We start from the raw sequence: 23,745 nt of genomic DNA, 5'->3' as shown, positions 1-23,745 counted from the left end.
GGATATCTGGAATGGAAACCATGCTCAGAGCGAGTGAGGTAAGCAAACGCTTTGTATTGCATAACCAAGGAGGCGTGGAACTGCCGGTGCTCACACAGGCCAGTTTTAGCGTCAATCAAGGGGAATGCTTGGTGCTAAACGGACGCTCAGGTTCGGGTAAATCAACCCTGTTACGCGCACTGTACGGCAACTACTTGGTCGATAGTGGGCGGATTGAGGTGCAAGCAGATGGTTATTGGCTGGACATTGCATCCGCTACGCCGCGAGCGATTTTACAGCTTCGTCGTAACACCATCGGTTGGGTAAGCCAGTTTTTACGGGCGATCCCACGAGTCAGTGCCTTGGATGTGGTAATGCAACCATTGCTGGATGTCGGCGGCGATGCCAAACAGGCCAAGCGCAAGGCCCAACAGCTACTGGAGCGCCTAAACGTGCCTTCACATCTGTGGGCCTTGGCCCCAGCCACCTTCTCCGGTGGTGAGCAGCAACGGGTGAACATCGCTCGCGGTTTTGTCCTCGATTATCCAGTGCTACTGCTCGATGAGCCCACTGCATCCTTAGACAGTACCAACGCGAGCGCAGTGGTAGAGCTTATCGACCAAGCCAAACAACGCGGCGCCGCTGTTGTCGGCATTTTTCATGACAGTCAGGTACGTGAGCAGGTTGCTGACCGACTCTATGACTTGAGTACGCAAGATGCGACGGTGCAGGGGTAGTAGTGCGATGATCATTACAAATATCAACATGGTGCTCGAAAACGAAGTGGTGCGCGGTTCCATTGAGTTTAACAAGCAAGGGATCGTGAGCCTAGCTGATAGCCCATCGCAACACCCCAGCGCCTACGATGGTGAAGGGGGCTGGTTGATCCCGGGGCTGATTGAACTGCATACCGATAATCTCGAGCAGTACTTCACCCCGCGTCCCAAAGTGGACTGGCCGCCATTTTCGGCCATGAGCGCCCACGATGCGCAGGTGGTAGGGGCGGGCATCACCACGGTGCTCGATGCGGTAGCGTTGGGCGATTACCGCGGTACCGGCGATCGAAGCAAAAACGTCGATAAGCTGATCGAAACAGTGGTGGAGAGCCAAAAACGCGGGGTAAACCGCGCTGACCACTTTCTGCATCTGCGCTGTGAGCTGCCCCATAGCACCACGTTGGGTATGTTCGAGCGTTACGCAGACGTCGATGCTATCAAGCTAGTGTCACTGATGGACCACGCCCCGGGACAACGCCAGTTTGTTAATGTCGAGAAGTACCGTGAGTACTATCAAGGCAAGTATAAGTTCAGCGACGCCGAGCTACAGCACTTCGAGCAGGAACAGGTTGCGCTGTCTGAGCAGTGGTCGCGCCCCAATCGCGTGGCGGTGAGTGAGCGTTGCCGCGATTTAGTAATCCCAATGGCCTCCCACGATGACGCTACTCTGGAGCATGTTAATGAATCCCGGGAGCTGGGCATGGCGATTGCGGAGTTTCCCACCACCGTTGATGCAGCAGTGCGCTCCCACCAACTTGGCATGCAGGTGCTAATGGGCGCACCGAATGTGGTGCGGGGCGGTTCTCATTCGGGGAACGTTGCGGCGCACCAGCTCGCTAGTATGGGCGTGTTAGACATTCTCTCTTCCGATTACTACCCAGCAAGTTTGCTCAACGCAATCTTTGCCCTGAGTAGCGATGAGAGTAATGACTACGACATGGTGAAGGCCACTCGGCTGGCTACCTATAACCCCGCACAAGCGCTGTTACTGGAAGATCGCGGGCTTATCGCCGAGGGCAAACGGGCCGATCTGCTGTTGTGTCATCTGCACCATGGCAGTCCCTATGTCACCCACGTATGGCGCAATGGCCGTCAGGTGTTCTAGCTAAGCGGAGCAAAGAAATTGATGCACGGTACGCTTTATTATCTGATGGGGCCGTCAGGGGCGGGCAAAGACTGCTTCCTCGATGGCATCAGAGCCCATACCCAGATCCTGGTTGCCCATCGTTATATCACCCGCCACGCCGATGCAGGTGGAGAGAACCATATCGCACTGAGCGCCGATGAGTTTCAACAGCGCCGGGCAGGGGGCTTGTTTAGTTTGTACTGGCAAGCCAATGGGCTTGAGTATGCGGTCGGCAAGGAGTTGGAGCTTTGGCTAAGCGCTGGCTTTGATGTGATGGTCAATGGCTCACGTGGCTATTGGGAGAAGCTCAGTCGAGAATTTAGCTTTGCACTGCAGCCGGTGGTGATCGATGTGGATAATGCTACCTTGATTGAGCGCTTGCGGGTGCGAGGGCGCGAAAGTGAAAACGAGATACGTGCCCGTATTGAGCGGGCTGAACAGTTTCGTAAGCTTCGCCCGGATGACGCTATCTTGATTAACAGTGCAGGAGACAGAATGGATACCTTAACGCAGTTTACTCGCCACCCTTGGGTCAAAAGCCGCGCACGCGCTACCAGCGTAGAGTGTGGGACGGCGGTCGAGGAGGTGCGATGAAACTCACTCTGCTGGGTACCGGCAATGCCGCGACAATCCCGGTTTATGGCTGTGATTGCAAGGCCTGCCAACGCGCACGCTGTCAGCCTCAGTTTCAACGCAAACACTGCTCTGCGGCGATAAGCGTTACTGACGGCAAATATTTACTCATCGACGCTAATGCCAAAGATCTACAGCAGCGCTTTCCCGCCGGAAGCATCGAGTCGGTGCTGCTGACGCACTACCATATGGACCACGTATCGGCACTGTTTGATCTGCGTTGGGGCGAGGGGGAGGTCATCCCGGTGTTTGGTCCGAGCGACGCCAACGGCTGTGATGATTTGTACAAACATAGCGGGATCTTGGCGTTTAAGCCGCCGCTACAGCCCCAATCAAGTTTTAAGCTGGCCGGTCTGACGATTACCCCGCTTAGCCTAGCGCACAGCAAGCCAACCCTCGGCTATGTGTTCGAACGGATCGCCGCATCTGGCGATGAAGCGCCGCGGCGCCTTGCCTACCTTACCGATACCGCCGGTTTACCTCGCGACTCGTTAGCGTGGCTAAAACTACACCCCATCGACACGCTGATAATCGACTGCGGCTACCCGCCTGGCGAGAGCAAGTTACGCCCGCTTAACCATAGCTGCCTTGAGCAGATACTAGAGATACGCGAACAGTTGCGGCCCCGGCGTGTGGTGTTAACCCACATTGGGCATCATTTTGAACGTTGGATTATGGAACATGGCGATCGATTTGATGAATCGTTATCGGTCGCCGCAGATGGACAGGAGTTTGAGCTATGAACCAGCCTTTATCGGCAACCTTATCTGAGATCCCAAAGATCGCCGACAGCGCCAAGGTACACGCCTGTAACTGGGGGCGCTGGGTCGAAGTGGGTGAGCGTTGCATTCTTAACAACGTTGAGATGGGGGATTACAGCTACATCCAAAACGACAGCGACCTAATGTTTACCAAGGTGGGCAAATTCACCTCTATCGCCTCGAGTGTGCGTATCAACCCCAGCAATCACCCGTGGTGGCGCCCAACCTTGCACCATTTTACCTACCGACCGGGAAAGTTTGGTTTGGCAGAGGACCCCGCTGCCCTCGATCAAGAGATCTTCGATTGGCGCGAACAAGATCGGGTCGAAATCGGCCACGATGTGTGGATTGGCCACGGCGCCATCTTGCTCCCGGGTATCAAGGTCGGCAATGGCGCGATTATCGGCGCGGGCAGTGTAGTGACAAAGGACGTGCCTGCGTGGTCGATTGTGGTGGGCAATCCCGCCAAGGTGCTGCGTGAGCGTTTTGCCGACCCAAGTTTTGGCCCGCGGCTAGACGCTATCGCCTGGTGGAATTGGAGCGATCAGCAGATCGCGGCAGCGCTGCCCCTGTTCCAAAAGGACACCGGTGAGTTTCTGAGCGCTTGCGAGGCCGATGGCTTGTGAGTTTTCAAACTGTCACGTAGCCATGAACCGTAGTCGTTTGTCCACTGTGCTGATTGGCAGCGCCCAAACCCTACTATGGGCGGCGCTGTATTACTCGTTCCCAGCACTACTCGCCGATACCCATGCTCACTTTGACTGGAGTTTGCCGCTGATCACCGGCGCATTTACCAGCTTTATGCTGATGATGGGCCTTGCTGCGCCGTTTATCGGTTGTTTGATAGACCGGGGCTTGGGGCTAGCGGTATTAAACGCATCTGCCACCCTCGGTGGGTTGTGTTTACTTGCGCTAGGCGCTGTTACCCACTACTGGCAATACCTTGCGCTGTGCCTGATTGCTGGCCTCGCAGCGGCCGGTTGTCTGTACGAACCCTGCTTTAGTGTGTTGACCCGTTACCGGGGAGCGCAAGCGCGTTCGGTAATCACCTCGGTGACCCTGATGGCCGGGTTTGCCGGCACGCTCAGTTACCCCTTTTGTCACTATGCGGTGAACAAGCTTGGCTGGACCGCTACCGTGCAAGTGCTCGGCGGTTTTACCTTAGTGGTGACGGTGCCGCTGTTTTACTTGGGGTTACGTCTACTCCGCCAAGGTAGCGATATGACGCGCGGGCGTTACGCTCCGAGTCGCAGTAAGACACGGCTACCCGTGATAGACCGTCGTTTGTTTGGGCTGGTGGCCGCAGCTTTTTCTACCGTTGCCGTTGGCCACTATCTGGTTATCAGTTTCTTCATCCCGGGGATGGAGTCTAGCGGTATCAATGCGGGGCTTGCGGTACAACTTATGGCGATGGTGGGGCTGATGCAGGTATTGGGCAGGGTGCTGATGCTGTTTGCTGGCAATCGTCTGAGCGCCTTGCAAATCACCATGGTCTCGTTTGCCTGTTTGTTCGCTGCCAGTCTGTTGCTGGTTGCGCAGCAGCAGTTTTGGTATTTGGCCTTTGTGTTTGTGGCGCTGCAAGGCAGCGCCTATGGGGTGACTGGCATCTTACGACCGGTGCTGCTGCGTGAGCTGTTTGGCAAGAAAGGCTTTGGCCAAATCTCGGGGATGCTTAGCCTGCCTTATATGCTTTGTGCAGCCGCTACGCCACTGCTCGGTGCCATTTTGTGGAGTGTGTTTGGCTGGCCATCGATCTCGTTGGTGATGGTTGTGGCGGCCTCTTGCGGGGTATTGGCTATCGCCGCCGTCGCGCGTAGACACCAGCAAACACAAGTCCGAGCTACGACTAGCCCAAAAGTGGCTGTGGGCTCACACAATCAATGAAAGGCGGGTAATTATTAAGCGTGAGGTATCAGCGCTTTGGCAGCTAGCTCACGAAGATAGATATCGTAAAACTCAATAAAGGCTTTCGCAATACAGCATGTTGGGGAATTGTTTTTAACTGACTGAGTAACGTTAGCTATGAGTAAGGATGCCCGTGTTAGACACAGATTTAGTCAATAATTTATTTCGTAAGTCACTGATTGTAATGAGCTTAAGCCTCGCCGCTTGTGGGGGCAGTAGCGGGGGCGATCAAGGCGGCGATGAGCCAATCAGAGAGCCGATGGTTGAAAGCTTGAAGGCCTTAACTGACATTCATCTGGGCGTTGCGGTGCCCGCTGCCTACTATGACTACTTTTCCAACGACATCTTACAGCGGCCTGACTTGCAAGATGTGGTGGTTCAGCACTTTAGCCAAATCACCGCTGAGAACATCATGAAATCCAGTTACCTTCAGCCCGCGCAAGGCGTGTTTGAGTGGCAGTGGGCCGATCAGCTGGTTCAGTGGGCGCTGGATAACAACCTAACAGTGCACGGTCACGCCTTAGTATGGCACTCGCAGATGCCAACATGGATGGAGCAGTTCGACGGCGATGCCGGGCAATGGCAGGCGATGTTGGATGATCATGTCACCAATGTGGCCTCCCACTTTAACGGCAAGGTAGTTAGCTGGGATGTGGTGAATGAGGCACTATCGGATTGTGCCAGCGCCAATGACAGTTACTGTGGTGATAGTGCCGCAACCTATCCTTACCGTAACTCTGTGCTCTATCAGAACTTAGGCGCGGATTTTATCGCTGCGGCTTTTCGCACGGCGCATCAGGCCGACAGCAGCGTGCCTCTCTATTACAACGACTACAACATCTCGGCCAATGGCCCTAAGATGGATGCGTTAATAACCATGGTCGAAGGCTTGCTGGCTGACAATGTGCCCATAGATGGCATCGGCTTTCAGATGCATGTCGATTACAACTGGCCTGATATCACCAACATTCGCAGTGCCTTTCGCCGCGCCGCCGCAACCGGTCTGCTGGTTAAGATCACTGAATTAGACCTGAAGATGAACCCGAATGGGCAAAACTCCCGCTTCACTGCAGCGATGGCCGAGCAGCAGCTAGAGCGCTATCAGCAAATCGTGGCTGCGTATCTTGAGGAAGTGCCTAGTGAGCAACAGGGCGGCGTGTCGTTCTGGGGCGTCAGTGATGCCGATAGCTGGATCCCACATCACACCGGGCACGATGACTGGCCCTTACTGTTTGACCAAGATCTTAAGCAAAAACCTGCCATTGAGGGGGTAGAGCAAGCGCTAATCATTGCCCAGTAAATCTTGTTACATGGCAAAAGGCGCTAATTATCAAGCGTCTTTTGCGTTTTCCCAAAAGCAATCCGAGCTAAAACAGACTGAAACGCATCTATAGTTAACATGGTGACAATATACCCGAGCAAGCACTTAGAGGTTTTCGAGTATATGGGTCGCCGATGAGCGTTTAAATTCTAAACAGGGTGTTATGGGAAAGTACCGCAACTGGCCAATCTCCAGATCGTTTATTATTAAGCTATGCCTTATCAGCGTTTGGCTATTTGTACTTATCGAATACTGTGTGGCTAATCGCCAGCAGGTATTGGAGAGCTTCAAGGTTAGCTCGGTGGAAGCGGCCGCGACCATCGAAGATGACTTCCTGATGGCACAGTCTTATGCCAGCTCGCTTAGCCAACAAATGTCCAAGAACATCCAACTCGCAGAGCTACAGGCCTTGTATCACCCCGCGGCCAGCTTCCTTCACTATTTTCCTCAATACGACAACTTTGGCATCGATCCAGAATACTCGTCGCGCTTTAACATTAACGGGAGTTTACTAGGGCTTGGGCATTATCAACGATTAGATGGGCAGCAGTTTCAAGAGCTCAGTGCGGCGCTCGCGTTGGGGATCCGCCCGGAGCCGCGACTTGGCTTGGTATGGACCTACTATACCTCTTTGGCCAAATTCAGCTACATCGTACCGGGGGTCAGCGTATCTCAGTATCAACTGACCGATGATACCTTTGCCAGCGACCATTGGCAGCTGCTGCTACCAGAGAACAATCCCACCGCCAATCCCGTGGTAAGCGATGCCTACCAAGATGCGGCGGGGGAAGGCTTAGTGGTTTCCATAGCCAGCCCGGTACTGGTCAACGACGTGTTCAAAGGCGCAATGTTCGTCGATGTTAGCCAACGCGCCTGGGCGCCTGAAGCGCTTTGGAAGGGAAGCATTGGCGAGTTTATTCTGACCAGTCGTCAGAATCAGGTGTTAGCCACCAGCGTTGTGCTGTCAGACGAGCAGCTAACCGCGGAGTTAGACTATCGAGATTTTCTTAGTAAGTGGGATACCACGTGGTTGGGCAACGAGCCTTTGGTGTTGCGCTATCCCTTGCTTGATGGGCAACTCCAGTTAATCGCGTACATTTATCCCAGCACCTTGGTGTGGGCGACGCTATGGGATATCAGCTACGAGCTGGTGCTGATGCACCTGTTGCTGCTCTCCCTGTATCTACTATACCGCTTGCGGCGCAGCTTGGTGTTTCAACGCTATGTGGCTGCCCACGATAGCTTGAGCGGCCTGCTTAACCGCGGCGCTATGTCGGCCCGTAGCGAAGAGATGCGAATGCGCCATCAGCGATTTGATGAGCCAATGTCGCTGGTACTGTTCGACTTGGATCACTTCAAATCGGTTAATGATAACTATGGCCACCACACTGGTGATGAGGTAATCCACGCCTTTGCCAAGGTGCTTAAAAACGTCAGTCGCAACGTCGACCTGGTCAGCCGCCATGGCGGTGAGGAATTTCTTGCCATGTTGGAGCGCACTGACATCAATGGCGCCGAGGCATTCGCCAATCGGGTGTTAAAGGCAACGCGAGTAGCGCCGGTTAGCGGCAAGCGGCTCACTGTGACTGCCAGTGCCGGGGCCACGCAATTGCTGGTCAATGAAGAGATCGATAGCGCGCTAAAACGCGCTGACAAGGCCTTGTATCAAGCAAAGTCGGCGGGGCGCGATCGCTGTATTTCACTACTGCCATAGTCCTTTGAGTTGTGCCCTAGCGATTACCCGTTCCATGCACTCATCACACTTCCCACACACTCTCGCGCTGCAGTCAAAGACCCAATAATCCAAAGGGTTAAACCACACTATCAATCCACACGTTAGCTCTTAAGGAATGTAACCCCTTGCAACCGCTCTCACAATACTAAGAGGTAAGGTATGTCTGATTTTCAATCTGCCCATCACAGCGCGACCCGCACATCCGAGCGTATCGCACTCAAGGTCACCAAGTTTCTCAAGTTTGTCTTGAACATCTTCTATGGCGAGCGCCTGGCCAAACGTGCCGTCATCTTAGAGACCATCGCTGCCGTGCCAGGTATGGTGGCAGGGATGTTTAACCATCTCAAAGCGCTGCGCAGGATGAAAAATGACGAAGGCTGGATCCGCGAGTTATTGGACGAGGCCGAAAACGAGCGTATGCACTTGATGATCTTTCTGGATATCGCCAAACCTAACTGGATAGAGCGCATGTTGGTGCTATTGGGGCAGGGCGTGTTTATCTTCTTCTATGGCATCATCTACCTTGTCTCTTCTAAAACCGCCCATCGTATCGTGGGGTATTTTGAGGAAGAAGCGTGCAAAAGCTACACCGAATACCTGGAAGCGATCGACAGCGGCACAGTAGAGAACATCGCCGCACCGATACTTGCCATCAACTACTACAACTTGCCAAGTGATGCGACCTTGCGCGACGTGGTTGTGCGGATCCGCCTAGATGAAGCCGGACACCGCGACCGCAACCACCGCTTTGCCAATGCCTACGAGAGCCGCGACTTGCCAGAGCATTTGCTATAGCGTTCTTGTAACGCTTTGATGTTAACGAGCCCAACAAAAAATGCCCGCTAGCTCAGCGGGCATTATCAATTGCATTGAGGGTTATTTGATTACGATACGCTTATGCGCAATGCCAGTATGGCAGTCGATGCAGGTCTCGCCGCGCTCTTCGATTTGCTCATGATTTAGCCGGGCACGCTGCGGCTGCTTGGCCAAATCAAAGTTATCGCCTTGATGGCAGTGGCGGCAGTTGGCTGAGTCGTCTGCCACCATATGGTCCCATACTTCTTGGGCAAGGCGCGGCCGGTGCTCTTCAAAGGTCTCCTTGGTGATAGTGCCCTTGAGCATGTGGTAAATATCGGCGGTGGCAGCAATCTTTACTTTGAGCTTGGCGACGTAATCATGCGGCACATGGCAGTCTGCGCAGGTGGCGGGCACGTTGTCATCGCTAATGAAGTGAGGCGATGCTTTGTACTCCTGAACGATGGTATCCATGCTGAGGTGGCAACTAAAACAGAACTCGTTATGGTTAGAGGCCACCATCGCGCCCTGAAATGACGCGCCTAACAGCACGATGCAGTAAATACCAATAGGGATACCCAGCAGCCAAGGTCGTTTCAGCCACCCCCACAGCTTTTTGAACTTAAGCTTTTTGAACTTAGATTGAGACTCGCCCATAAGGCCTCCGAGCAAACAGAGGAGGGGACCAGCCCCTCCTTCTGTCAATTAGTGGCTTTTGTTGTCCTCGACATAGCGCGCTTTAAAGGCGGCCTGGGCTTCTTTGCGAGCCGCTTTCACTTCTTCTGGCTCATTGCCGCTAAACCAAGCATGCTCTGGTCTCGCTAGGATCTCATCGAGTACCGCACGGGCGCGCTCGGCGCCTTCCACATTGCCCTCGTGCTCGGCGTGTTCTACCAGTTCAAGGAACTGTGGCACCATCTCGATGTATAAGCGTTCAGCCACTTCATACATGCCGTGCCACTGCACATAGTCTGGCGCTTGCATGGCGGCGCCATGGCGGGCGCGGCGACCTTCGTGGTGCCATAGGTAGAACCAAGTCCACTCAATCTCTTCATCGAAGCCGGTGTCGGTAATCATCTGCTCTTCTTTAAGCACGGTCATCAGCGCCTTACCGGGACGAGCAAACTTGTCGTTATACAGCTCAACCAAAGAGTCGAACTGCTGATAGAAGTTGTCGACCATCGGTTTGGTGTGGCACGAATCACATACCTTTTCCATATCCGCACGGCGCGCTTGCCAGGATTTGGTCTCTTGGCCAGAGGCGATCGCTTTGGCGTCAATCTTCTCGGAAATCGCCGGGCGAAGTGTCCAGGAGATACGGTCGCCAACATCGTGGGTAATCGGCAGCTCGCGGGTGGCTGACATATGACAGGTGGCACAGGTCGGCGCGGCGTCATAGTCTTCACCAACGATCCACTTGCCTGAGTCCAGATTCATCCGGTCGACGTTAGCGAAGAAGTTGATGCCGTGCTTCGACTCTTCATAGATCTCTTTTTGCGGATGGTCAGGGCCAAGGTGACACTTACCGCAGGCTTCCGGCCGGCGAGCCTGCACCATGCTAAACTCATGGCGCTGGTGGCAGGCGGTACAGGCACCCACCGAGCCATCCGGGTTAATCCGGCCAATACCGGTGTTCGGCCAGGTGGCTGGGTCAAGATCGCCGTTCTCCATTACTTTGACTTCAGAGCCGTGGCACTGCCAGCAGCCGTTAACTGCTGCAGGCGACTCGCCATTCATAGTGAGCGCACCTTCTACCACTTCAGCCAAGAAGTTATCCAGCGAGCCGATGATCTGACCCGCCTTCGCATGGTGACTGGCTGCAAACTCTTCTACCTCTTGGGTGTGACAGTTGGCGCAATCCTTGGGCGATACAATCACGGCAATGCTATGCCCTTCGTGGGTTATTGCATCGGGGTCATCGGGCGCGGCTTGGTGACACTCGTAGCAGCCAACGTTTGCCCCATAGTGCTTAGAGCGCCCCCATTGAGCATAAATAGAAGGGTTGCTGTCTTTGTGGCAGGCTGCACACTCCTTACTCTCGTCTGAGAGTTGCGCAAAAGGCTTCATCACCAGCGCCTTGGGCGTGGCATGCGCAGCAGCAGGAAGGAGGGTGAATAACAGCAAAAGAACCGAAGCAACACCCATCATGCAGGTGTGCAGCGGGTTGTATCGGCGGAAGGTGTCCATGTTGGCCTCGCTATATTGCTTCCCTAGATTGACCGGAAGAAAGTTATACAGCTCAAATAACCATCAACTCTATGTGACTATTTTGGCAAATAACCACTATTTATCTATGGGTAAATTGTGATCCGCCTCGCTGCTCCAGCACGGTAAACTGAACACTTATTGATATAAATCAAAACTACTACTTTCGGGGTATATCAACAAGAGGTAAGTTTCTGAAATCCATAAGGATAAAAGAGAAACATTCGCACTAAGCGCTGCAAAAAAGCGCGTTAGGTGGGGTGACAAGTGATTATCTAAACGCGCTTAGCGTTGGGCTTGCGTTAAGCGCAGGCTCACCAAGCTGGCAACCAATATCGCTAAATAAAAGCTTCCGACGATGGACTCCATAAACACAAAGAACTGCGCGATGGGTAGGGTTGGCGAGATATCGCAGTAGCCAACGGTTGTTAGGGTAATAAAGCTAAAGTACATGGCATTGAACAGGTTATTTAGCCAAGGTAGAGCATCCAGGCCATTGAAGGCATTGGGTAACAGTTCGAGAATCAGCAGGTAGCAGACTGTCCAGCTAAGCCCTAGCAACATGTAGATGCAGACAGAGCCGACGATATGGTTGCGTGTTACCGAGTCACTTAGCGCTACCTGCTTCACCGCCGCAATAATCTGTGCGATGAGAAAGAACAGCAGGGCCGCGAGTGTGACTACCGATAAGTCATACTCCTCAAAAAATGATAATGCGCCAGATACTGCCATGGTCGCAATCAGTACCTCATACCATGTCCTGAGCATCTTTCGCTGTCGATTTACGCCAGCCACCGCCACGGTTAGCGTGACAATGATCAGCCAAAAAAGGTCTTTTGGCCCTAGGGTAGAACTGCTGCATGACTGCGCAGCCAAAAATCAAAGCCAGTAGCGCGAAGAATAAAAAATAGAAGTTGTCGCCGGCGTTGAGGGATCTCATTGGCTCTCCTCGGTGCTGTTATGGCTTAGCCAGCTACTTAACAGTTGATAGCCCAAACTCAACACCACAGAGCCTACAAACAGGCCGATAATGCCAGACATGGCCATACCGCCCAGTGCGCCGAGTAGTATCACTAGCGTTGGCACGTGGGAGCCGCGGCTCAGCAGCATCGGTTTTAACACGGCATCGCTACCGCTTACTAAGATACACCAGACTAAAAATAGCGTGGCGGTGGTAGTGGTCCCCACGCTGAACAAATAGATAATCGCCGGCAGTAAGGCCAGTATCGGAGGCAGTTGCACGATGGCAATCAGCAGGACGCCAAGTGCCCAGATCCCCGCAGCGGGTACGCCGGCCACTACTAAGCCGATAGCAGCAAGCACCGATTGGATGGCCGCCACGCCAATCACGCCTTGGACAACGCCGCGAACCGTGGCGGTGGATAGCTCAACCAAGCTTTGTCCTGCGCCTTGGGTCATGCGATCGACAAGGCGCATTAACCCGGTTTTACACGCGGCTGCATGGTTCATAAACGCACCTGCGATGATGGTGGCAATAATAAACTGCAACAGCCCACCAGCCAGAGAGCCGACAACTGAGGCTGCGCTGCTACTTAGCTGGCGAAGCTCATCGCCATATTTGGCAAATGCGCCTTCGAGATTGGTTGCTGCTAGCGTCATCATCGCATAAAGCTTGTCGCCGATGACGGGAAGCTCTTGGATGTTCGGTTTTGGCTTGGGAAAGACCAGGGTGCCATCTTGTAAGCCAGTGAATAGCTCGCTAGCGCTGGTGTAAATACCGGTAGAGAGTGCGACCAATGGGATCAGCAGCAAGATCACGCCGATCAAACTGAGCAGGCTGCTGGCTTTGCCTTCACTGAGTCGGGTTTTACCGGCGATCATCAAGGCGACTGGATACAAGGCGGTTGCGATGATCGCCCCCCAGGCGATCAACATGATAAACGGCCGCAGGATCGCAAAACACCATGCCAGCAATACCACAATGGCCAAAAGCTTGAGTGCATTGTCGATTACCTGCTGTGATGGATTGGCATCAGTTTTCATAGGGCATCCTTGGCATAGGGGCTAGTCGGACAGCGGCTTCCACCGCCTCGATTTGAGAAACAGTGACACAAACACCATGTACAGGCTGACTGCGACCAGTTGGCCAACCCTGAGAATGGCATTGCTTTCAATATCGCCGGCACTCATTAAGGTACTGCCAATGAGCACTAAGACGGTGCTGAAGGCAGTGGCGTAAATAGGGGCTTTTTGTGGCTCGCTGTAGATACGTTTTGCGATACTAATCGCCATTAAGCCGATAAGTAGCGTGTAGAAAATAAGGTTTGGCACAACCGCAAGCACTGAGTAGGTCGCGACCGCGAGTACCCCTCCCAACGCGTTACAAAAAATAAGAAACATGCTGATCTTGACCGACTTCTCCGAGGTGATCATAAAGCACAGTATTGCGATAAATATCATGGTGAGCAGGGCTTCGGCGATCTGAAAGATAAAGAAGTAACAGACGATGGGAAAAGACACTATCATCGCCCTAAATGCCATCTTCCAACGTTGCGAGTAGTTGATTGCCGGAGGCGCGAATCCCGCGAACTGTTGCTTCGGCTCGGGAATGACAAGGTGCATCAAGGCGAACACCATAACTGCCACCACCCCTGAAGTCGCCAGACCTAGCGCTAACATCACCGATATGCCCGGATTGGATATGGCCATAAATGGCAGTACCAGTACCGCAATAAGCAGCATGGTACTGAACAGGTTCCACTTTGGATGACTAAACAGGTAGTAACTCCACAGCATGACCAACCCGACCAGAATCAGCAGTGGAATGGGGTAGTGGGTGATGCTGCGCGACAGCAGTAGCCCCATCGCCATGGTGGCTATCAATGCAAGCAACAACTCGTAGAGCGTCGCTCGATGTAAATGCGACTTATCCAGCAGAAACTTGGCGGTAAACACTGGCGCCACGAAGGCAAGTGGCCAGTTTATCCACGCTGCCAGCAACACCGCAGTCATTACACCGAGGGTATATCGAAGCACTCGCCGCTGGGTTGCCGCATCGAACTCGCTGGTCACAGCAGCACGCTTAGCTGACATAAGAGAACAGGCTAAGCAGGCGGATCCACACCTTACCAAAGGCGTTAAACAGCCAGTTGTCGCCGCTGTAAACGATCACGTCGGCTTGGCCGCCGATACGCAGTAGTCCACGCACCTCATCGCGCTCAAATTGAATGGTGATCGGTAGCATCTGGGTTTGGCGCAGCCAGCCGGTTTGCTCGCTTGCTTGCGCAAGCTTACCCGCTTGGTTGCTTTGTCCCCAATCGATACCCCAATCGATGCTGGTTACCCGGCCTTTCACTACCTTGCCCGGGGCGAAATCCAGCGCCACTTCCACCTCGTCGCCCACCGTTACGTTGCCAAGGCTATTTTCTCTAAAATAGGCCTCGATCCAGATGTCTTCGATGGACACGAAGGTCATAATCGCTTGACCGGCGGAGGCATAGAAACCCTCCGACAGGCTAAAGTTGGATACTCCGCCTTGGGTCGGTGCTTTAATCACGGTGCGCTCGAGGTTGAGTTGTGCCTGCTCTAGCGCCAGTAGTGCCGCTTTGACCTGGCTGTTTTCCTCGCCTTGCTGACCCATTTGCTGCTTGGCTTGCTCAAGATCGGCCTGAGCCTTAGATACGCCCGCTTTGGCACTAGCCAGCGCTGCCCGTGCGTTGTCCGCTTCAGCCCGGGAGACTACGCCTTTGTCGGCCATGGCCAGCACTCGGCTAGCCTGTTGTTGGGTGTTAGCTTGTTCGACCATGGCGGAGGTCAGTCTGGCCTGCGCCGCGGCTACATTGGCCGTTTGCGCGCCAACGTTTTGCCCGGCAATCTCCAGGTTTTGCTCGGCGTGGCGAACGGCAATGCGATAGTCGGCCGGATCGAGCAGGGCAAGCGGGTCGCCTTGATTAACCAGTTGGTTGGGCTGAACGACGATATCTAATACCGTGCCCGACACTTCCGGCTTGATGGGCACGATATAGCCTTTAACTCTAGCGTTGTCGGTAATGGGGATAATCCGATCGGCGATAACACTAAACAGGAAGATAACGACCACTGAGATGACCAAGATATTGGTCAGCTTGCGCACCTTGTCCGGCGCGCCGGTTTGCTCGGACGCATTCACAGCCTCCGGGCTTACTTGCTCTGATTCGCTCATGTAAGTCCCTTTACTTGCGCGGAATAGTTTTGCAATTACTGGCAAATCAGGCATAGACCGTGGTGTATTTTGTTCAAGGTCACTAGATGGCTTTGCGCTCAGCGACTTAGGTCACGTGAGGGTCAACCACAGCGAACCAAACTGACACTAAAACGGCTGATTTACCGCAAAACGAAACAGCGTATCCACATCGCTAAACGCAAAATCCGCGCGCGCGACAATATTCTCCACAAACACCCGCACACCAAAGCCTGCGCTCCACTTTAGATCGCTATGCAGCTCTTCAAGACTAAAGTGCGGCGCGACATCGCCAAGTTCGGCAAACAGCGCAACCTGCCACCAAGGAAACTGGTAACGGTTAACCAAGGGAATCTGCGATTGTGGCTGCCACTGCGGGATCACGCGATACTCCGCCGCATAATGTACCGCGCTGCGACTGTGAAAGTAGTCATCTTCGTAGCCGCGCATACGCTCTGAGCCACCCAGTACAGACTGTGCAAACCAGTCGGGTTGACTCGCGGTATTGTGATTGCTCCACGTGGGTATGTCTGACAAGTAGGCACTTAGGGCTAAGGTTTGCTGCTTAAATAAGGCCGAACCACCGAGGTCGAGATAGCGTGCATACTGGGCTTCCCAGCGGGTGTATGCGGCGCGCTCAGCGCCTCCCCAGTCGCGCAGGACTTTCCCGGTTGCAAGGTAGCCGTTACCGGGGGAAGCTTGGTTATCGCGCGTGTCCTGAACTAACCCTGCGCTCACGCCATAGCTTTTGCCATGCTCACCTGCGGTGGAGTTGGAGCGAATGTCTCTGGTTTTGTAGAAAGGCTCGAATTCAAAATCGGTTCTGGCCCTCAGGGTGGGCAAATTTCTTCGCAAGGTTAGATACCAGTCGCGTTCTAGATACGCTGCTGGATACTCTGCCTTGCTGGCGTCAACGCTGTCAGTACTGCCTTGTAGGGGCGAGTCCATAAACTCTGCTTGAAGCATTGAGACATCGATACTCCAATCACGGGTTAATGCAAAGTTGAAATAACCCAGATAAGTGATGTAGCTGTCATTGACTGAGTACGCGCCAAAACCAACAAGTTGCGTGTTGGCTTGCCCGATATGGGGAACCGACACAACCGCACCGCCCATCATCCCGGTGCTCTTCAAAGCCGCTGCTACCGGAATAACCACCATACCTTGCTCTTTGCCATCGCCGTCAGGGTAGTATTCAAGCGCGTGCTCCTCGGCTAGCAAACTTGGCGAATAAAGGGTTAGGGTGAGTAAGCTTATTAGGGTTACTCGCAACAGTTGATACAGCTCTACTAGTAATGAAATCAGCGAAGTCATGTCTCGGTTATCCCACAAGGTTGGTTAGTTTGTGTGTTGGCGCATGAAAAAACTGCGACGATTCTATGCACGGACTTGGGCTGACGGTATGACTTTGAGAAATTCACTTTTGCCTAGTTGCATCATCTGCAACCAGAGACTTAGCGGGAATGCTAAGTGTCTGATTTTGTTTTTGTTGTCGGCTATACTGATGGTGTGTTAGTTGCGGGTTTAGCCACCCGTAGTTACTCAGAACTAGGCATCAACTAAATAACTTGGATAAACGCGCTGATGAAGAAGGATCTCGAGAAGCTCGATCTAAACCTGTTGAGGCTACTGTGCGCAGTAGTAGAAACCCGCAACACCCATACTGCCGCCGCCAAGCTGGGGATCTCTCAAACCAGCGTTAGTCGCGGTATGGCAAAACTACGCGAAACGTTTGGCGACAGGTTGTTTATTCGTAAGGCCCATGGTGTTGAACCGTCAGAGCTTGCTGAACGACTCGCTGAGGCTGCAGATGTGATGCTGGTGCCGTTTATCAAGGTGCTCGAATCCTATCAAGATTTTGATCCTGAGGCGTTTGAAGGCACTATTCGTGTGGCCGTGCACCTATTGGTACTGGATGTTCATGGTGGTGAGCTGTTTGATGCGCTGCGTACAGCGTTTCCCAAGGCACACATCCAGCTTGTTTATTGGCAGGATCATTCGCTGATAGAGTTACTCAAGGGGGATATCGATATCATGATCTGTTTTGAGGGAATGGGCTTTCCTCAGGACATCTATCAGTGCGGGCTGCGTGATATTGAAGTGTGTATCGTCGCGCGAAGAGGGCATCCCGTGCTAACAAACACCAGCGGCTGGGATGCAATTGGCAATCTTCCTCTTGCGAGGGTAATTTCTGACGGGGCCCCCAATCCGCAAGACCCATTGGATGAGGTATACCGTGCGAAGGGCTTTGAGCCTAGGGTGACACTGACTACCCATAGCGCCCAAGCGATACTGCATAAAGTAGCGAGCTCCGATGCCATTTTCTATGGCAGTACCTACCTTGGCTGCTTACGCGAAGATATCGATTGCTACCCCTTACCTCCGAATGTCCCGGCGGCACTAAACAGTTATCAATTGTGTTGTGGCTATTTGCAATCCAAACGTGACTATCCCATGACCCAGGTGCTCCACCAGGTTATCCAAAGCTACTTTGATAATACCCCTCAGCCGGAGCTAATCTCCCAACTCAATAGCTAACTCATGTGCTGAAGCTCTCCACTTCGTTAACTAAATTGGCGAGTTGTAGGCGCTGCTTTAAACGCTGTTTCAACATTGGGTAGAGTACGTGCCCGCTGCCCGATGAGAGTAGGGTGAGCTTGTCTAGCCAGTTGATATCAGCGAACAAATGGACGTCATCGGCTAGCGACTCTAACTGACTCACCGTCATCTGTGATGCAGGGATGGGCCATGCCTGCGAAATGTCGATCACCAATATGCGGAAGCGGTTATTTTGGTAGCGCTTAAGCAACTCTAACTCTACAAAGTCTTGACCCGAGTGGAACACCATCAAGACTGCGTCGCCTTCACCGTCATCGTTAATCCGATATTTGCGGCCATTTAACATCAATTTGAACTGCATTGTATTTCTCGATCTGAATAAGTGTTCGAGCATTATCAGAATCGCTCTCATTGCTGAATAGGGTTTTAAGAAATTCAAATTTGGCGAAACCCAGACTACCAAATTTGAATTTCTGTAATCCCTGTGCACGCCAAATCTGACGAGTAAGCTAGCCGCAAATCTGATTACGCACTTTCGGCCATTAGGTGGTTTTTATGGTCGGCACGTTTAATAGCACTTTGTGGAGCTAACTATGTTGCAAACCAAACACTACGATGGCGCACCGGCAACGCGTCGACTTATAAGCCTTGGCGCGCTAGCGGTAATTGCAGGAATGCTCAGTGCTTGTAGCGCTGAAGACCAAGCTATGCCTGTCACTGACGGGATTCGACCGGTGATTACCGAGCAAGCCGCAGTCAACAGGCTCGGTGATGAAGCCCGTTATTTCGGCGTCGTGCAGTCTGCCTATCGCGCGGCACTGGCCTTTAGAACCCATGGGCGGATCATTGACATCTTTGCTGATGAAGGCGACTACGTTCGGAATGGCGATCTGATTGCCCGCCTAGATCCCACCGATGCAGAGATTGCCCTATCACGCGCCAACATAGAGATGGAAAACAGACACCGAGAGCTTAAACGTGCCATGCAGCTGTTCTCTAACAATGGGGCTATCGCCCAGGCGCAACTCGAAGAGATAGAAAGCCGCTTCCTGATGGCGAAAAACCGTGTGGCTGAGGCTTCGCGACAGCTAGAACACACCTTTCTATACGCGCACTTTGACGGGGTTATCGCCCGTCGCTTGGTCGACAATCATGACCTGATACAAGCAGAGCAATCTGTAATCACCATGCATGACTTGGACAGCCTTGAAGTCGTAATTAACGTTCCCGCTCGAGCGATGCAACAGCAAGATAGTGACGGCGCTGCTGTGGGAAAACTGCGTGATTTCCCGGGCAAGCAGTTCGAGTTGTCCTTGGCCCGGTTTGCCACAGAGCCCGATCCGGTCACTCACACCTACGCTGTCACGCTAGCGTTTAAAGAGCTAAACGGGCAGGGCGTGCTACCCGGTATGCCGGTCGAAGTTACCACTTCGCGTGCCAACAATGATCAGGGGCAGCAGCTTTCGCTACCGCTAACAGCGGTACTCCCCGACAACATGGGTGGCCTGTTCGTTTGGGTGGTGAACTCCGACGGAAGCTTATCCAAGCGCAAGGTAAAGGCGGGCGCGATCAATATGGACCGCGTTGCCATTGAAAGTGATATCCAACATGGCGAGCAAGTAGTGATTGCCGGTCACAGTCAGTTGTCAGCAGACATGACTGTGCGCGCCCAGGATGTGTCTGTTGTGGAGGCTAACTAAATGAACCTTGCTCGTTATACCTTGGCCAAACGCACCAGTGTTTGGGTGATTATCGCCTTAGTGCTGGTAGGCGGCCTGTTAAGTTATCAGCAACTTGGTCGCTTTGAGGACCCGGAGTTTGTTATTCGCCAATCGGTGGTGGTGACGCCCTATGCCGGCGCAACTGCGCAAGAGGTATCGGATGAGGTGACCGATGTCATTGAAGGGGCGCTACAGACCTTGCAGGAGGTAAAAGAGATAACCTCCACCTCCAAGCAAGGCATGTCAGAGGTGACGGTAGAAATCGAGATTGGCTTTGCCAAAACGGAGGCGCAACTGCAGCAGATTTGGGATAAGGTTCGCCGCAAAGTAAGTGATGCCCAACGCGAGTTACCCGCCGGCGCAGGCCCATCAATCGTGAATGATGACTTTGGCGATGTATACGCCCAGTTTTATGCGGTAACCGGAGAGGGTTACAGCGACAAGCAACTACAGGATTACGTAGACAGCCTGCGTCGCGAGCTGGTGTTAGTCCCCGGCGTTGCGCGCACCCAAACTCTCGGTGAGCGCCAAGAGACCATCTTCGTTGAGATCTCAAACCAGCGTTTGGCGCAGTTCGGTGTATCGGCAGATCAAATCTATCGCGTACTGGAAAACCAGAATGCCATTACCGTCGCGGGCTCAGTGGATAGCGGCGACATGTATATTCCGGTTATTCCTAGCTCTACGGTGCGCACCTTCGACGATATCCGCAGTATTCACCTAGGGCTAGGCGCCAATAATGCGGTTGTTACTCTGGGCGATGTGGCAGAGGTGAGCCGCGGCTATCAGGAGCCAACCAGCTTGTTGATGCAGTATAACGGCGAGCGTGCCATCGGCTTGGGCATCTCTAATCGGGCGGGCGGCAACGTGGTCAACATGGGCGATGCGGTTAAACAGCGTATCGACGAGTTAGCTGACCAGCGACCACTTGGCATCGAGCTGCACGAGGTGTCGCTGCAGTCGGATTCGGTGCGGGCGTCGGTGAATGATTTTGTAAACAACCTGGTTGCTGCCGTTGTCATCGTGTTCGTCGTGCTGCTGTTGTTTATGGGTTTGCGCACCGGGATCATCATCGGGTTTGTGCTAGTGCTAACGGTGGCGGGCACCTTGATCATCATGCTGATCGAAGATATTGCGATGCAGCGGATCTCGCTCGGCGCGTTGATCATTGCGCTGGGCATGCTGGTGGACAATGCCATCGTGGTCACTGATGGCGTGTTGGCGCGTTTACAGAGTGAGCCGGAGGCCGATCGCATCGATGTAATCTCAGATGTCGTCGAATCGACTAAATGGCCCTTGCTGGGCGGCACCATTGTCGGTATCTGCGCATTTAGTGCCATTGGCCTGTCGCCCTCAAACATGGGAGAGTACGCGGGCTCGCTGTTTTGGGTGATCCTCTACTCGATGCTACTGAGTTGGCTGTTCGCGGTGACGGTAACGCCTTTGCTATGCCATGACTTTTTGAAGGTGGCTAAGGCTAAAAGCAACGCGGTCAGTCGCCCCATGTCGGCTTACACCAAGGTGTTGCAGCGTGTTCTGGCGCATCGCCGAGTCGCGTTACTCGCGATTGCTATCGCGATGGTCGCGGGCATCAAAGGTTTTGGGTTAGTACCACCTGGGTTTATGCCGGAGTCGCAGCGCCCTCAGTTCGTTGTCGATGTGCGCTTGCCGCAAGGCGCGGATATCAGCCTTACGCAACGTGTTATTAGCGAGATTGAGCAGGATGTCGCCGCCCATGAAGGGGTAACAGACATCACCAGCTTCATCGGCGGCGGTGGCCTGCGCTTTATGCTGACCTACTCGCCAGAGCCGGGTAATGCCAGCTATGGCCAACTACTGGTCGACGTGGACGATTTTCAGCGTATCGAGCCTTTGCTGCTTTCGCTGCAGGCTCAGTTAGAGCGAGACTATCCAGACGCGTCGATTATGGCTTGGAAGTTTGTGTTAGGGCCGGGTGGCGGCAAAAAGATTGAAGCGGCATTCCACGGACCAGACAGCACAGTGTTGCGCTCGCTGGCTGAGCAAGCCAAGCAGGTTATGGCTGACAACCCGTATTTAGTTGCTGTTCAAGATGATTGGCGCCAACAAGTGCCGGTGGTGCAACCGGTGTTTTCGGGCGAAAAAGCGCAGCGCTATGGCCTTACCTCGCGCGAGATCAATGCCGCTATTCAGCAAACGCTAACCGGACGCCATGCCGGGGCATATCGTGAAGGTAACGATCTCATCCCAATTGTAGTGCGAGCGCCTGCGCAGGAGCGTCATCACGGCAAAGCGTTGGAGAACACGGAAGTGTTTAGTCACAGCCTTGGCGAGTTCATTTCCGTGTCGCAGCTAGTCGACAGTGTTGATGTGGTTTGGCAAGACGCAATGCTAAAACGGGTAGACAGGGTACCGACCATTATGGCTCAGGCCGATCCTGCGCCGGGCGTGCTAACTGCCCAAGCATTTGCCAGCATACGCGCCGAGTTGGAAGCCATCGAGTTGCCCCCGGGCTATCAACTTAATTGGTACGGCGAATACAAAGACGCTAAAGAGGCCGATGAAGCGCTAATGGCCGCAGCTCCCTTTGGGTTTACGGCGATGGTGCTGGCAGTGGTGTTCATGTTTAACGGCATTCGCCAAGCGTTGGTTATCTGGCTAACCGTGCCATTGGCGGTCATAGGTGTAGCGGTGGGGCTGATACTGTTCCAGACCCCGTTCGAATTTATGGCCACCCTTGGGTTTTTGAGCCTGGTGGGCATGATGGTGAAAAACGCCATTGTGCTGGTAGACCAGGCAGATGTAGAGCGTCGGCTTGGTACCCATCCCTATCAGGCAATCATTAATGCAGCGACTAGCCGGGCGCGCCCGGTATTGCTTGGCGCTTGTACCACCATTTTGGGCGTGGCCCCTTTGCTGGTGGACCCATTCTTTAAGAGCATGGCGGTCACCATCATGTTTGGTTTGCTGTTCGCAACCTTGCTCACATTGATGGTTGTGCCCTTGTTCTACGCGCTGATGTTTCGCATTAAATCGCCTTCATAGCTAACTAGCCGATTAGGAGTGCCCCGGGGCCGATCCTAATCGGCGCATGTTAGCGATGGGGCCACTCGTTTCCTTTTCGTTTCCAATTTAGTTGTGCCTGCTAGCGGCCTGTTGGCCGCGGCACAACTACAACCAAATCTTGGGTAGACCATGACTGAACTGCAATTAGATGGCTTTATCTCTTTTACTTTGGCGATGGCGCTGTTGTTTGTGGGTAAAGCTGCAACCAACCGTTTCTCGCTACTCAGACAATACAGCATTCCAGAGCCGGTTATCGGCGGCTTTGCCTGCGCATTGCTGGTGGCGGCCATTTATTACTTTGGCGGGGTCGAGCTGAGTTTTGACTTGGTGCAGCGCGACTATCTGTTGCTGTACTTTTTTGCCGGGATAGGGCTTAAGGCAGACCTTAAAAGCCTCGTCAGCGGCGGCAAGCCATTACTTGTACTAACGCTACTGGCGGTGGTTTACATCGTGTTGCAAAACGGCGTAGGCATCTGGGTTGCTAGCCTGTTCGGGCTTGAGCCAATGATTGGGCTACTTGCCGGATCCATTTCGTTGATTGGTGGAGTAGGGACCACCATGGCTTGGGCACCCATTTTTGAGGCGCAGGGCATTGCCAATGCCGCAGAGATTGGCGTGGCAAGCAATACACTCGGACTCATCGCTGCCTGTTTAATTGGCAGGGTGAGATCGCGAACATTTTTTGAGCGCTTATAAGCAATTTGACCTGACGTCCGTGCTGTGATCTTATACTCCCTTTTTCGGGAGCCTTCCATGACCATCGATGTATTTTCCCAGCATTTCGGCAGTATTAAAGATCCTCGACAAAGCGCTAAAGTAAGCTATCCGTTGTTCGATGTGCTGTTCCTAACCGTATGTGCAACGATTGGCGGAGCCAATGGCTGGGAAGATATCGAAGACTTTGGTGAAGCCCACTTCCACTGGTTCCGTGAAAAGGGGCTATTTACTGCAGGCCTACCAGTACACGATACCATTGCCCGATTGATTTCACGCCTCGACCCAGC

General features: G+C 53.4%; 22 protein-coding genes. 14 read left to right on the top strand and 8 right to left on the bottom strand.

Annotated elements, in window-relative coordinates; translation table 11 throughout:
- Window positions 1-11 precede the first annotated feature (11 nt).
- The 9 genes from phnL to G462_RS0111155 all read left to right on the top strand — a co-directional run bounded on the left by phnL (window position 12) and on the right by G462_RS0111155 (window position 9,031).
- Window positions 12-716 (top strand): phosphonate C-P lyase system protein PhnL, encoded by a 705-nt coding sequence (gene phnL, locus G462_RS0111195; RefSeq protein WP_026959067.1) that lies wholly within the window; start codon window positions 12-14, stop codon window positions 714-716.
- 7 nt (window positions 717-723) lie between these two features.
- Window positions 724-1,860, top strand: a complete 1,137-nt coding sequence (phnM, locus tag G462_RS0111190) for an alpha-D-ribose 1-methylphosphonate 5-triphosphate diphosphatase (protein ID WP_026959066.1) — start codon at window positions 724-726, stop codon at window positions 1,858-1,860.
- Between the two features lie 21 nt (window positions 1,861-1,881).
- Window positions 1,882-2,475 carry a ribose 1,5-bisphosphokinase gene (gene phnN, locus G462_RS22570; protein ID WP_084405031.1) on the top strand — a complete coding sequence of 198 codons (594 nt, stop codon included), beginning with the start codon at window positions 1,882-1,884 and terminating at the stop codon, window positions 2,473-2,475.
- Window positions 2,472-3,257, top strand: coding sequence for a phosphonate metabolism protein PhnP (gene phnP / locus G462_RS0111180; protein WP_026959065.1), 786 nt, complete (start codon window positions 2,472-2,474; stop codon window positions 3,255-3,257). Before phnN ends, phnP begins: the two co-directional genes overlap by 4 nt.
- Complete coding sequence (locus tag G462_RS0111175) at window positions 3,254-3,901, top strand: DapH/DapD/GlmU-related protein (RefSeq protein ID WP_026959064.1); 648 nt, start codon at window positions 3,254-3,256, stop codon at window positions 3,899-3,901. Before phnP ends, G462_RS0111175 begins: the two co-directional genes overlap by 4 nt.
- A 22-nt stretch (window positions 3,902-3,923) precedes the next feature.
- Window positions 3,924-5,159 (top strand): MFS transporter, encoded by a 1,236-nt coding sequence (locus tag G462_RS0111170; RefSeq protein WP_169720165.1) that lies wholly within the window; start codon window positions 3,924-3,926, stop codon window positions 5,157-5,159.
- A 154-nt stretch (window positions 5,160-5,313) separates the two neighbouring features.
- On the top strand, window positions 5,314-6,480 hold the full coding sequence (locus tag G462_RS22565; RefSeq protein ID WP_051326697.1) for an endo-1,4-beta-xylanase: 1,167 nt from the start codon (window positions 5,314-5,316) through the stop codon (window positions 6,478-6,480).
- 184 nt (window positions 6,481-6,664) lie between these two features.
- Window positions 6,665-8,215: a sensor domain-containing diguanylate cyclase gene (locus G462_RS0111160; protein WP_026959062.1), complete on the top strand. Its 1,551-nt coding sequence runs from the start codon at window positions 6,665-6,667 to the stop codon at window positions 8,213-8,215.
- 180 nt (window positions 8,216-8,395) lie between these two features.
- On the top strand, window positions 8,396-9,031 hold the full coding sequence (locus tag G462_RS0111155) for an alternative oxidase (protein ID WP_026959061.1): 636 nt from the start codon (window positions 8,396-8,398) through the stop codon (window positions 9,029-9,031).
- 81 nt (window positions 9,032-9,112) lie between these two features.
- Here G462_RS0111155 and G462_RS0111150 read toward each other — a convergent pair whose 3' ends face one another.
- The 7 genes from G462_RS0111150 to G462_RS0111120 all read right to left on the bottom strand — a co-directional run bounded on the left by G462_RS0111150 (window position 9,113) and on the right by G462_RS0111120 (window position 16,730).
- On the bottom strand, window positions 9,113-9,688 hold the full coding sequence (locus G462_RS0111150) for a NapC/NirT family cytochrome c (protein WP_026959060.1): 576 nt from the start codon (window positions 9,686-9,688) through the stop codon (window positions 9,113-9,115).
- 48 nt (window positions 9,689-9,736) lie between these two features.
- On the bottom strand, window positions 9,737-11,218 hold the full coding sequence (locus G462_RS0111145) for a multiheme c-type cytochrome (RefSeq protein ID WP_026959059.1): 1,482 nt from the start codon (window positions 11,216-11,218) through the stop codon (window positions 9,737-9,739).
- Between the two features lie 303 nt (window positions 11,219-11,521).
- Window positions 11,522-12,112, bottom strand: a complete 591-nt coding sequence (locus tag G462_RS22560; RefSeq protein WP_211234213.1) for a potassium channel family protein — start codon at window positions 12,110-12,112, stop codon at window positions 11,522-11,524.
- Window positions 12,113-12,172: 60 nt separating this feature from the next.
- Entirely contained in the window at window positions 12,173-13,240 is a 1,068-nt protein-coding gene (locus G462_RS0111135) for an AI-2E family transporter (protein WP_026959058.1), read from the bottom strand.
- Window positions 13,241-13,261: 21 nt separating this feature from the next.
- A complete protein-coding gene (locus G462_RS0111130; RefSeq protein ID WP_051326696.1) occupies window positions 13,262-14,290 on the bottom strand; it encodes a DUF2955 domain-containing protein in 1,029 nt (342 codons plus the stop codon).
- On the bottom strand, window positions 14,280-15,398 hold the full coding sequence (locus G462_RS0111125) for an HlyD family secretion protein (RefSeq protein ID WP_026959056.1): 1,119 nt from the start codon (window positions 15,396-15,398) through the stop codon (window positions 14,280-14,282). The genes G462_RS0111130 and G462_RS0111125 overlap by 11 nt, the downstream gene beginning before the upstream one ends.
- A 147-nt stretch (window positions 15,399-15,545) precedes the next feature.
- Complete coding sequence (locus G462_RS0111120) at window positions 15,546-16,730, bottom strand: BamA/TamA family outer membrane protein (RefSeq protein ID WP_026959055.1); 1,185 nt, start codon at window positions 16,728-16,730, stop codon at window positions 15,546-15,548.
- Between the two features lie 270 nt (window positions 16,731-17,000).
- Here G462_RS0111120 and G462_RS0111115 point away from each other — a divergent pair, with 270 nt between their 5' ends.
- The gene (locus G462_RS0111115; protein WP_026959054.1) at window positions 17,001-17,954 is read left to right on the top strand and encodes a LysR family transcriptional regulator; all 954 of its coding nucleotides are present in this window, start codon (window positions 17,001-17,003) and stop codon (window positions 17,952-17,954) included.
- A gap of 1 nt (window position 17,955) precedes the next feature.
- Here G462_RS0111115 and G462_RS0111110 read toward each other — a convergent pair whose 3' ends face one another.
- Window positions 17,956-18,336, bottom strand: a complete 381-nt coding sequence (locus G462_RS0111110) for a hypothetical protein (protein WP_026959053.1) — start codon at window positions 18,334-18,336, stop codon at window positions 17,956-17,958.
- A gap of 232 nt (window positions 18,337-18,568) precedes the next feature.
- Between G462_RS0111110 and G462_RS0111105 the strand changes: the two genes are divergently transcribed.
- The 4 genes from G462_RS0111105 to G462_RS0111090 form a co-directional block, all read left to right on the top strand.
- Window positions 18,569-19,675: an efflux RND transporter periplasmic adaptor subunit gene (locus G462_RS0111105; RefSeq protein ID WP_026959052.1), complete on the top strand. Its 1,107-nt coding sequence runs from the start codon at window positions 18,569-18,571 to the stop codon at window positions 19,673-19,675.
- On the top strand, window positions 19,676-22,720 hold the full coding sequence (locus tag G462_RS0111100) for an efflux RND transporter permease subunit (protein ID WP_026959051.1): 3,045 nt from the start codon (window positions 19,676-19,678) through the stop codon (window positions 22,718-22,720).
- Window positions 22,721-22,870: 150 nt separating this feature from the next.
- Window positions 22,871-23,437 (top strand): sodium/glutamate symporter, encoded by a 567-nt coding sequence (locus G462_RS22555; protein ID WP_084405030.1) that lies wholly within the window; start codon window positions 22,871-22,873, stop codon window positions 23,435-23,437.
- Window positions 23,438-23,494: 57 nt separating this feature from the next.
- Window positions 23,495-23,745, top strand: a 251-nt coding sequence (locus G462_RS0111090; RefSeq protein WP_026959050.1) for an ISAs1 family transposase, incomplete at its 3' end; no start/stop codon positions are given.

Source organism: Aliagarivorans taiwanensis DSM 22990, assembly GCF_000429505.1.
Taxonomy (GTDB): Bacteria; Pseudomonadota; Gammaproteobacteria; order Enterobacterales; family Celerinatantimonadaceae; genus Aliagarivorans; species Aliagarivorans taiwanensis.
Note: the sequence above shows the minus strand (reverse complement) of the source record. Positions and strands in the feature narration are given on the sequence as shown.

Excerpts from the sequence above, each read along its gene's own strand:
- G462_RS0111135 (WP_026959058.1), bottom strand. The coding sequence starts at position 13,240 with ATGAAAACTGATGCCAATCCATCACAGCAGGTAATCGACAATGCACTC.
- G462_RS0111120 (WP_026959055.1), bottom strand. The coding sequence starts at position 16,730 with ATGACTTCGCTGATTTCATTACTAGTAGAGCTGTATCAACTGTTGCGA.
- G462_RS22555 (WP_084405030.1), top strand. The coding sequence starts at position 22,871 with ATGACTGAACTGCAATTAGATGGCTTTATCTCTTTTACTTTGGCGATG.
- phnM (WP_026959066.1), top strand. The coding sequence starts at position 724 with ATGATCATTACAAATATCAACATGGTGCTCGAAAACGAAGTGGTGCGC.
- G462_RS0111100 (WP_026959051.1), top strand. The coding sequence starts at position 19,676 with ATGAACCTTGCTCGTTATACCTTGGCCAAACGCACCAGTGTTTGGGTG.
- G462_RS0111170 (WP_169720165.1), top strand. The coding sequence starts at position 3,924 with ATGAACCGTAGTCGTTTGTCCACTGTGCTGATTGGCAGCGCCCAAACC.
- G462_RS0111105 (WP_026959052.1), top strand. The coding sequence starts at position 18,569 with ATGTTGCAAACCAAACACTACGATGGCGCACCGGCAACGCGTCGACTT.
- G462_RS0111155 (WP_026959061.1), top strand. The coding sequence starts at position 8,396 with ATGTCTGATTTTCAATCTGCCCATCACAGCGCGACCCGCACATCCGAG.
- G462_RS0111160 (WP_026959062.1), top strand. The coding sequence starts at position 6,665 with ATGGGAAAGTACCGCAACTGGCCAATCTCCAGATCGTTTATTATTAAG.
- G462_RS0111145 (WP_026959059.1), bottom strand. The coding sequence starts at position 11,218 with ATGGACACCTTCCGCCGATACAACCCGCTGCACACCTGCATGATGGGT.
- G462_RS0111110 (WP_026959053.1), bottom strand. The coding sequence starts at position 18,336 with ATGCAGTTCAAATTGATGTTAAATGGCCGCAAATATCGGATTAACGAT.
- phnN (WP_084405031.1), top strand. The coding sequence starts at position 1,882 with ATGCACGGTACGCTTTATTATCTGATGGGGCCGTCAGGGGCGGGCAAA.
- G462_RS0111115 (WP_026959054.1), top strand. The coding sequence starts at position 17,001 with ATGAAGAAGGATCTCGAGAAGCTCGATCTAAACCTGTTGAGGCTACTG.
- G462_RS0111150 (WP_026959060.1), bottom strand. The coding sequence starts at position 9,688 with ATGGGCGAGTCTCAATCTAAGTTCAAAAAGCTTAAGTTCAAAAAGCTG.
- G462_RS0111125 (WP_026959056.1), bottom strand. The coding sequence starts at position 15,398 with ATGAGCGAATCAGAGCAAGTAAGCCCGGAGGCTGTGAATGCGTCCGAG.
- G462_RS0111130 (WP_051326696.1), bottom strand. The coding sequence starts at position 14,290 with ATGTCAGCTAAGCGTGCTGCTGTGACCAGCGAGTTCGATGCGGCAACC.
- G462_RS0111175 (WP_026959064.1), top strand. The coding sequence starts at position 3,254 with ATGAACCAGCCTTTATCGGCAACCTTATCTGAGATCCCAAAGATCGCC.
- phnL (WP_026959067.1), top strand. The coding sequence starts at position 12 with ATGGAAACCATGCTCAGAGCGAGTGAGGTAAGCAAACGCTTTGTATTG.
- phnP (WP_026959065.1), top strand. The coding sequence starts at position 2,472 with ATGAAACTCACTCTGCTGGGTACCGGCAATGCCGCGACAATCCCGGTT.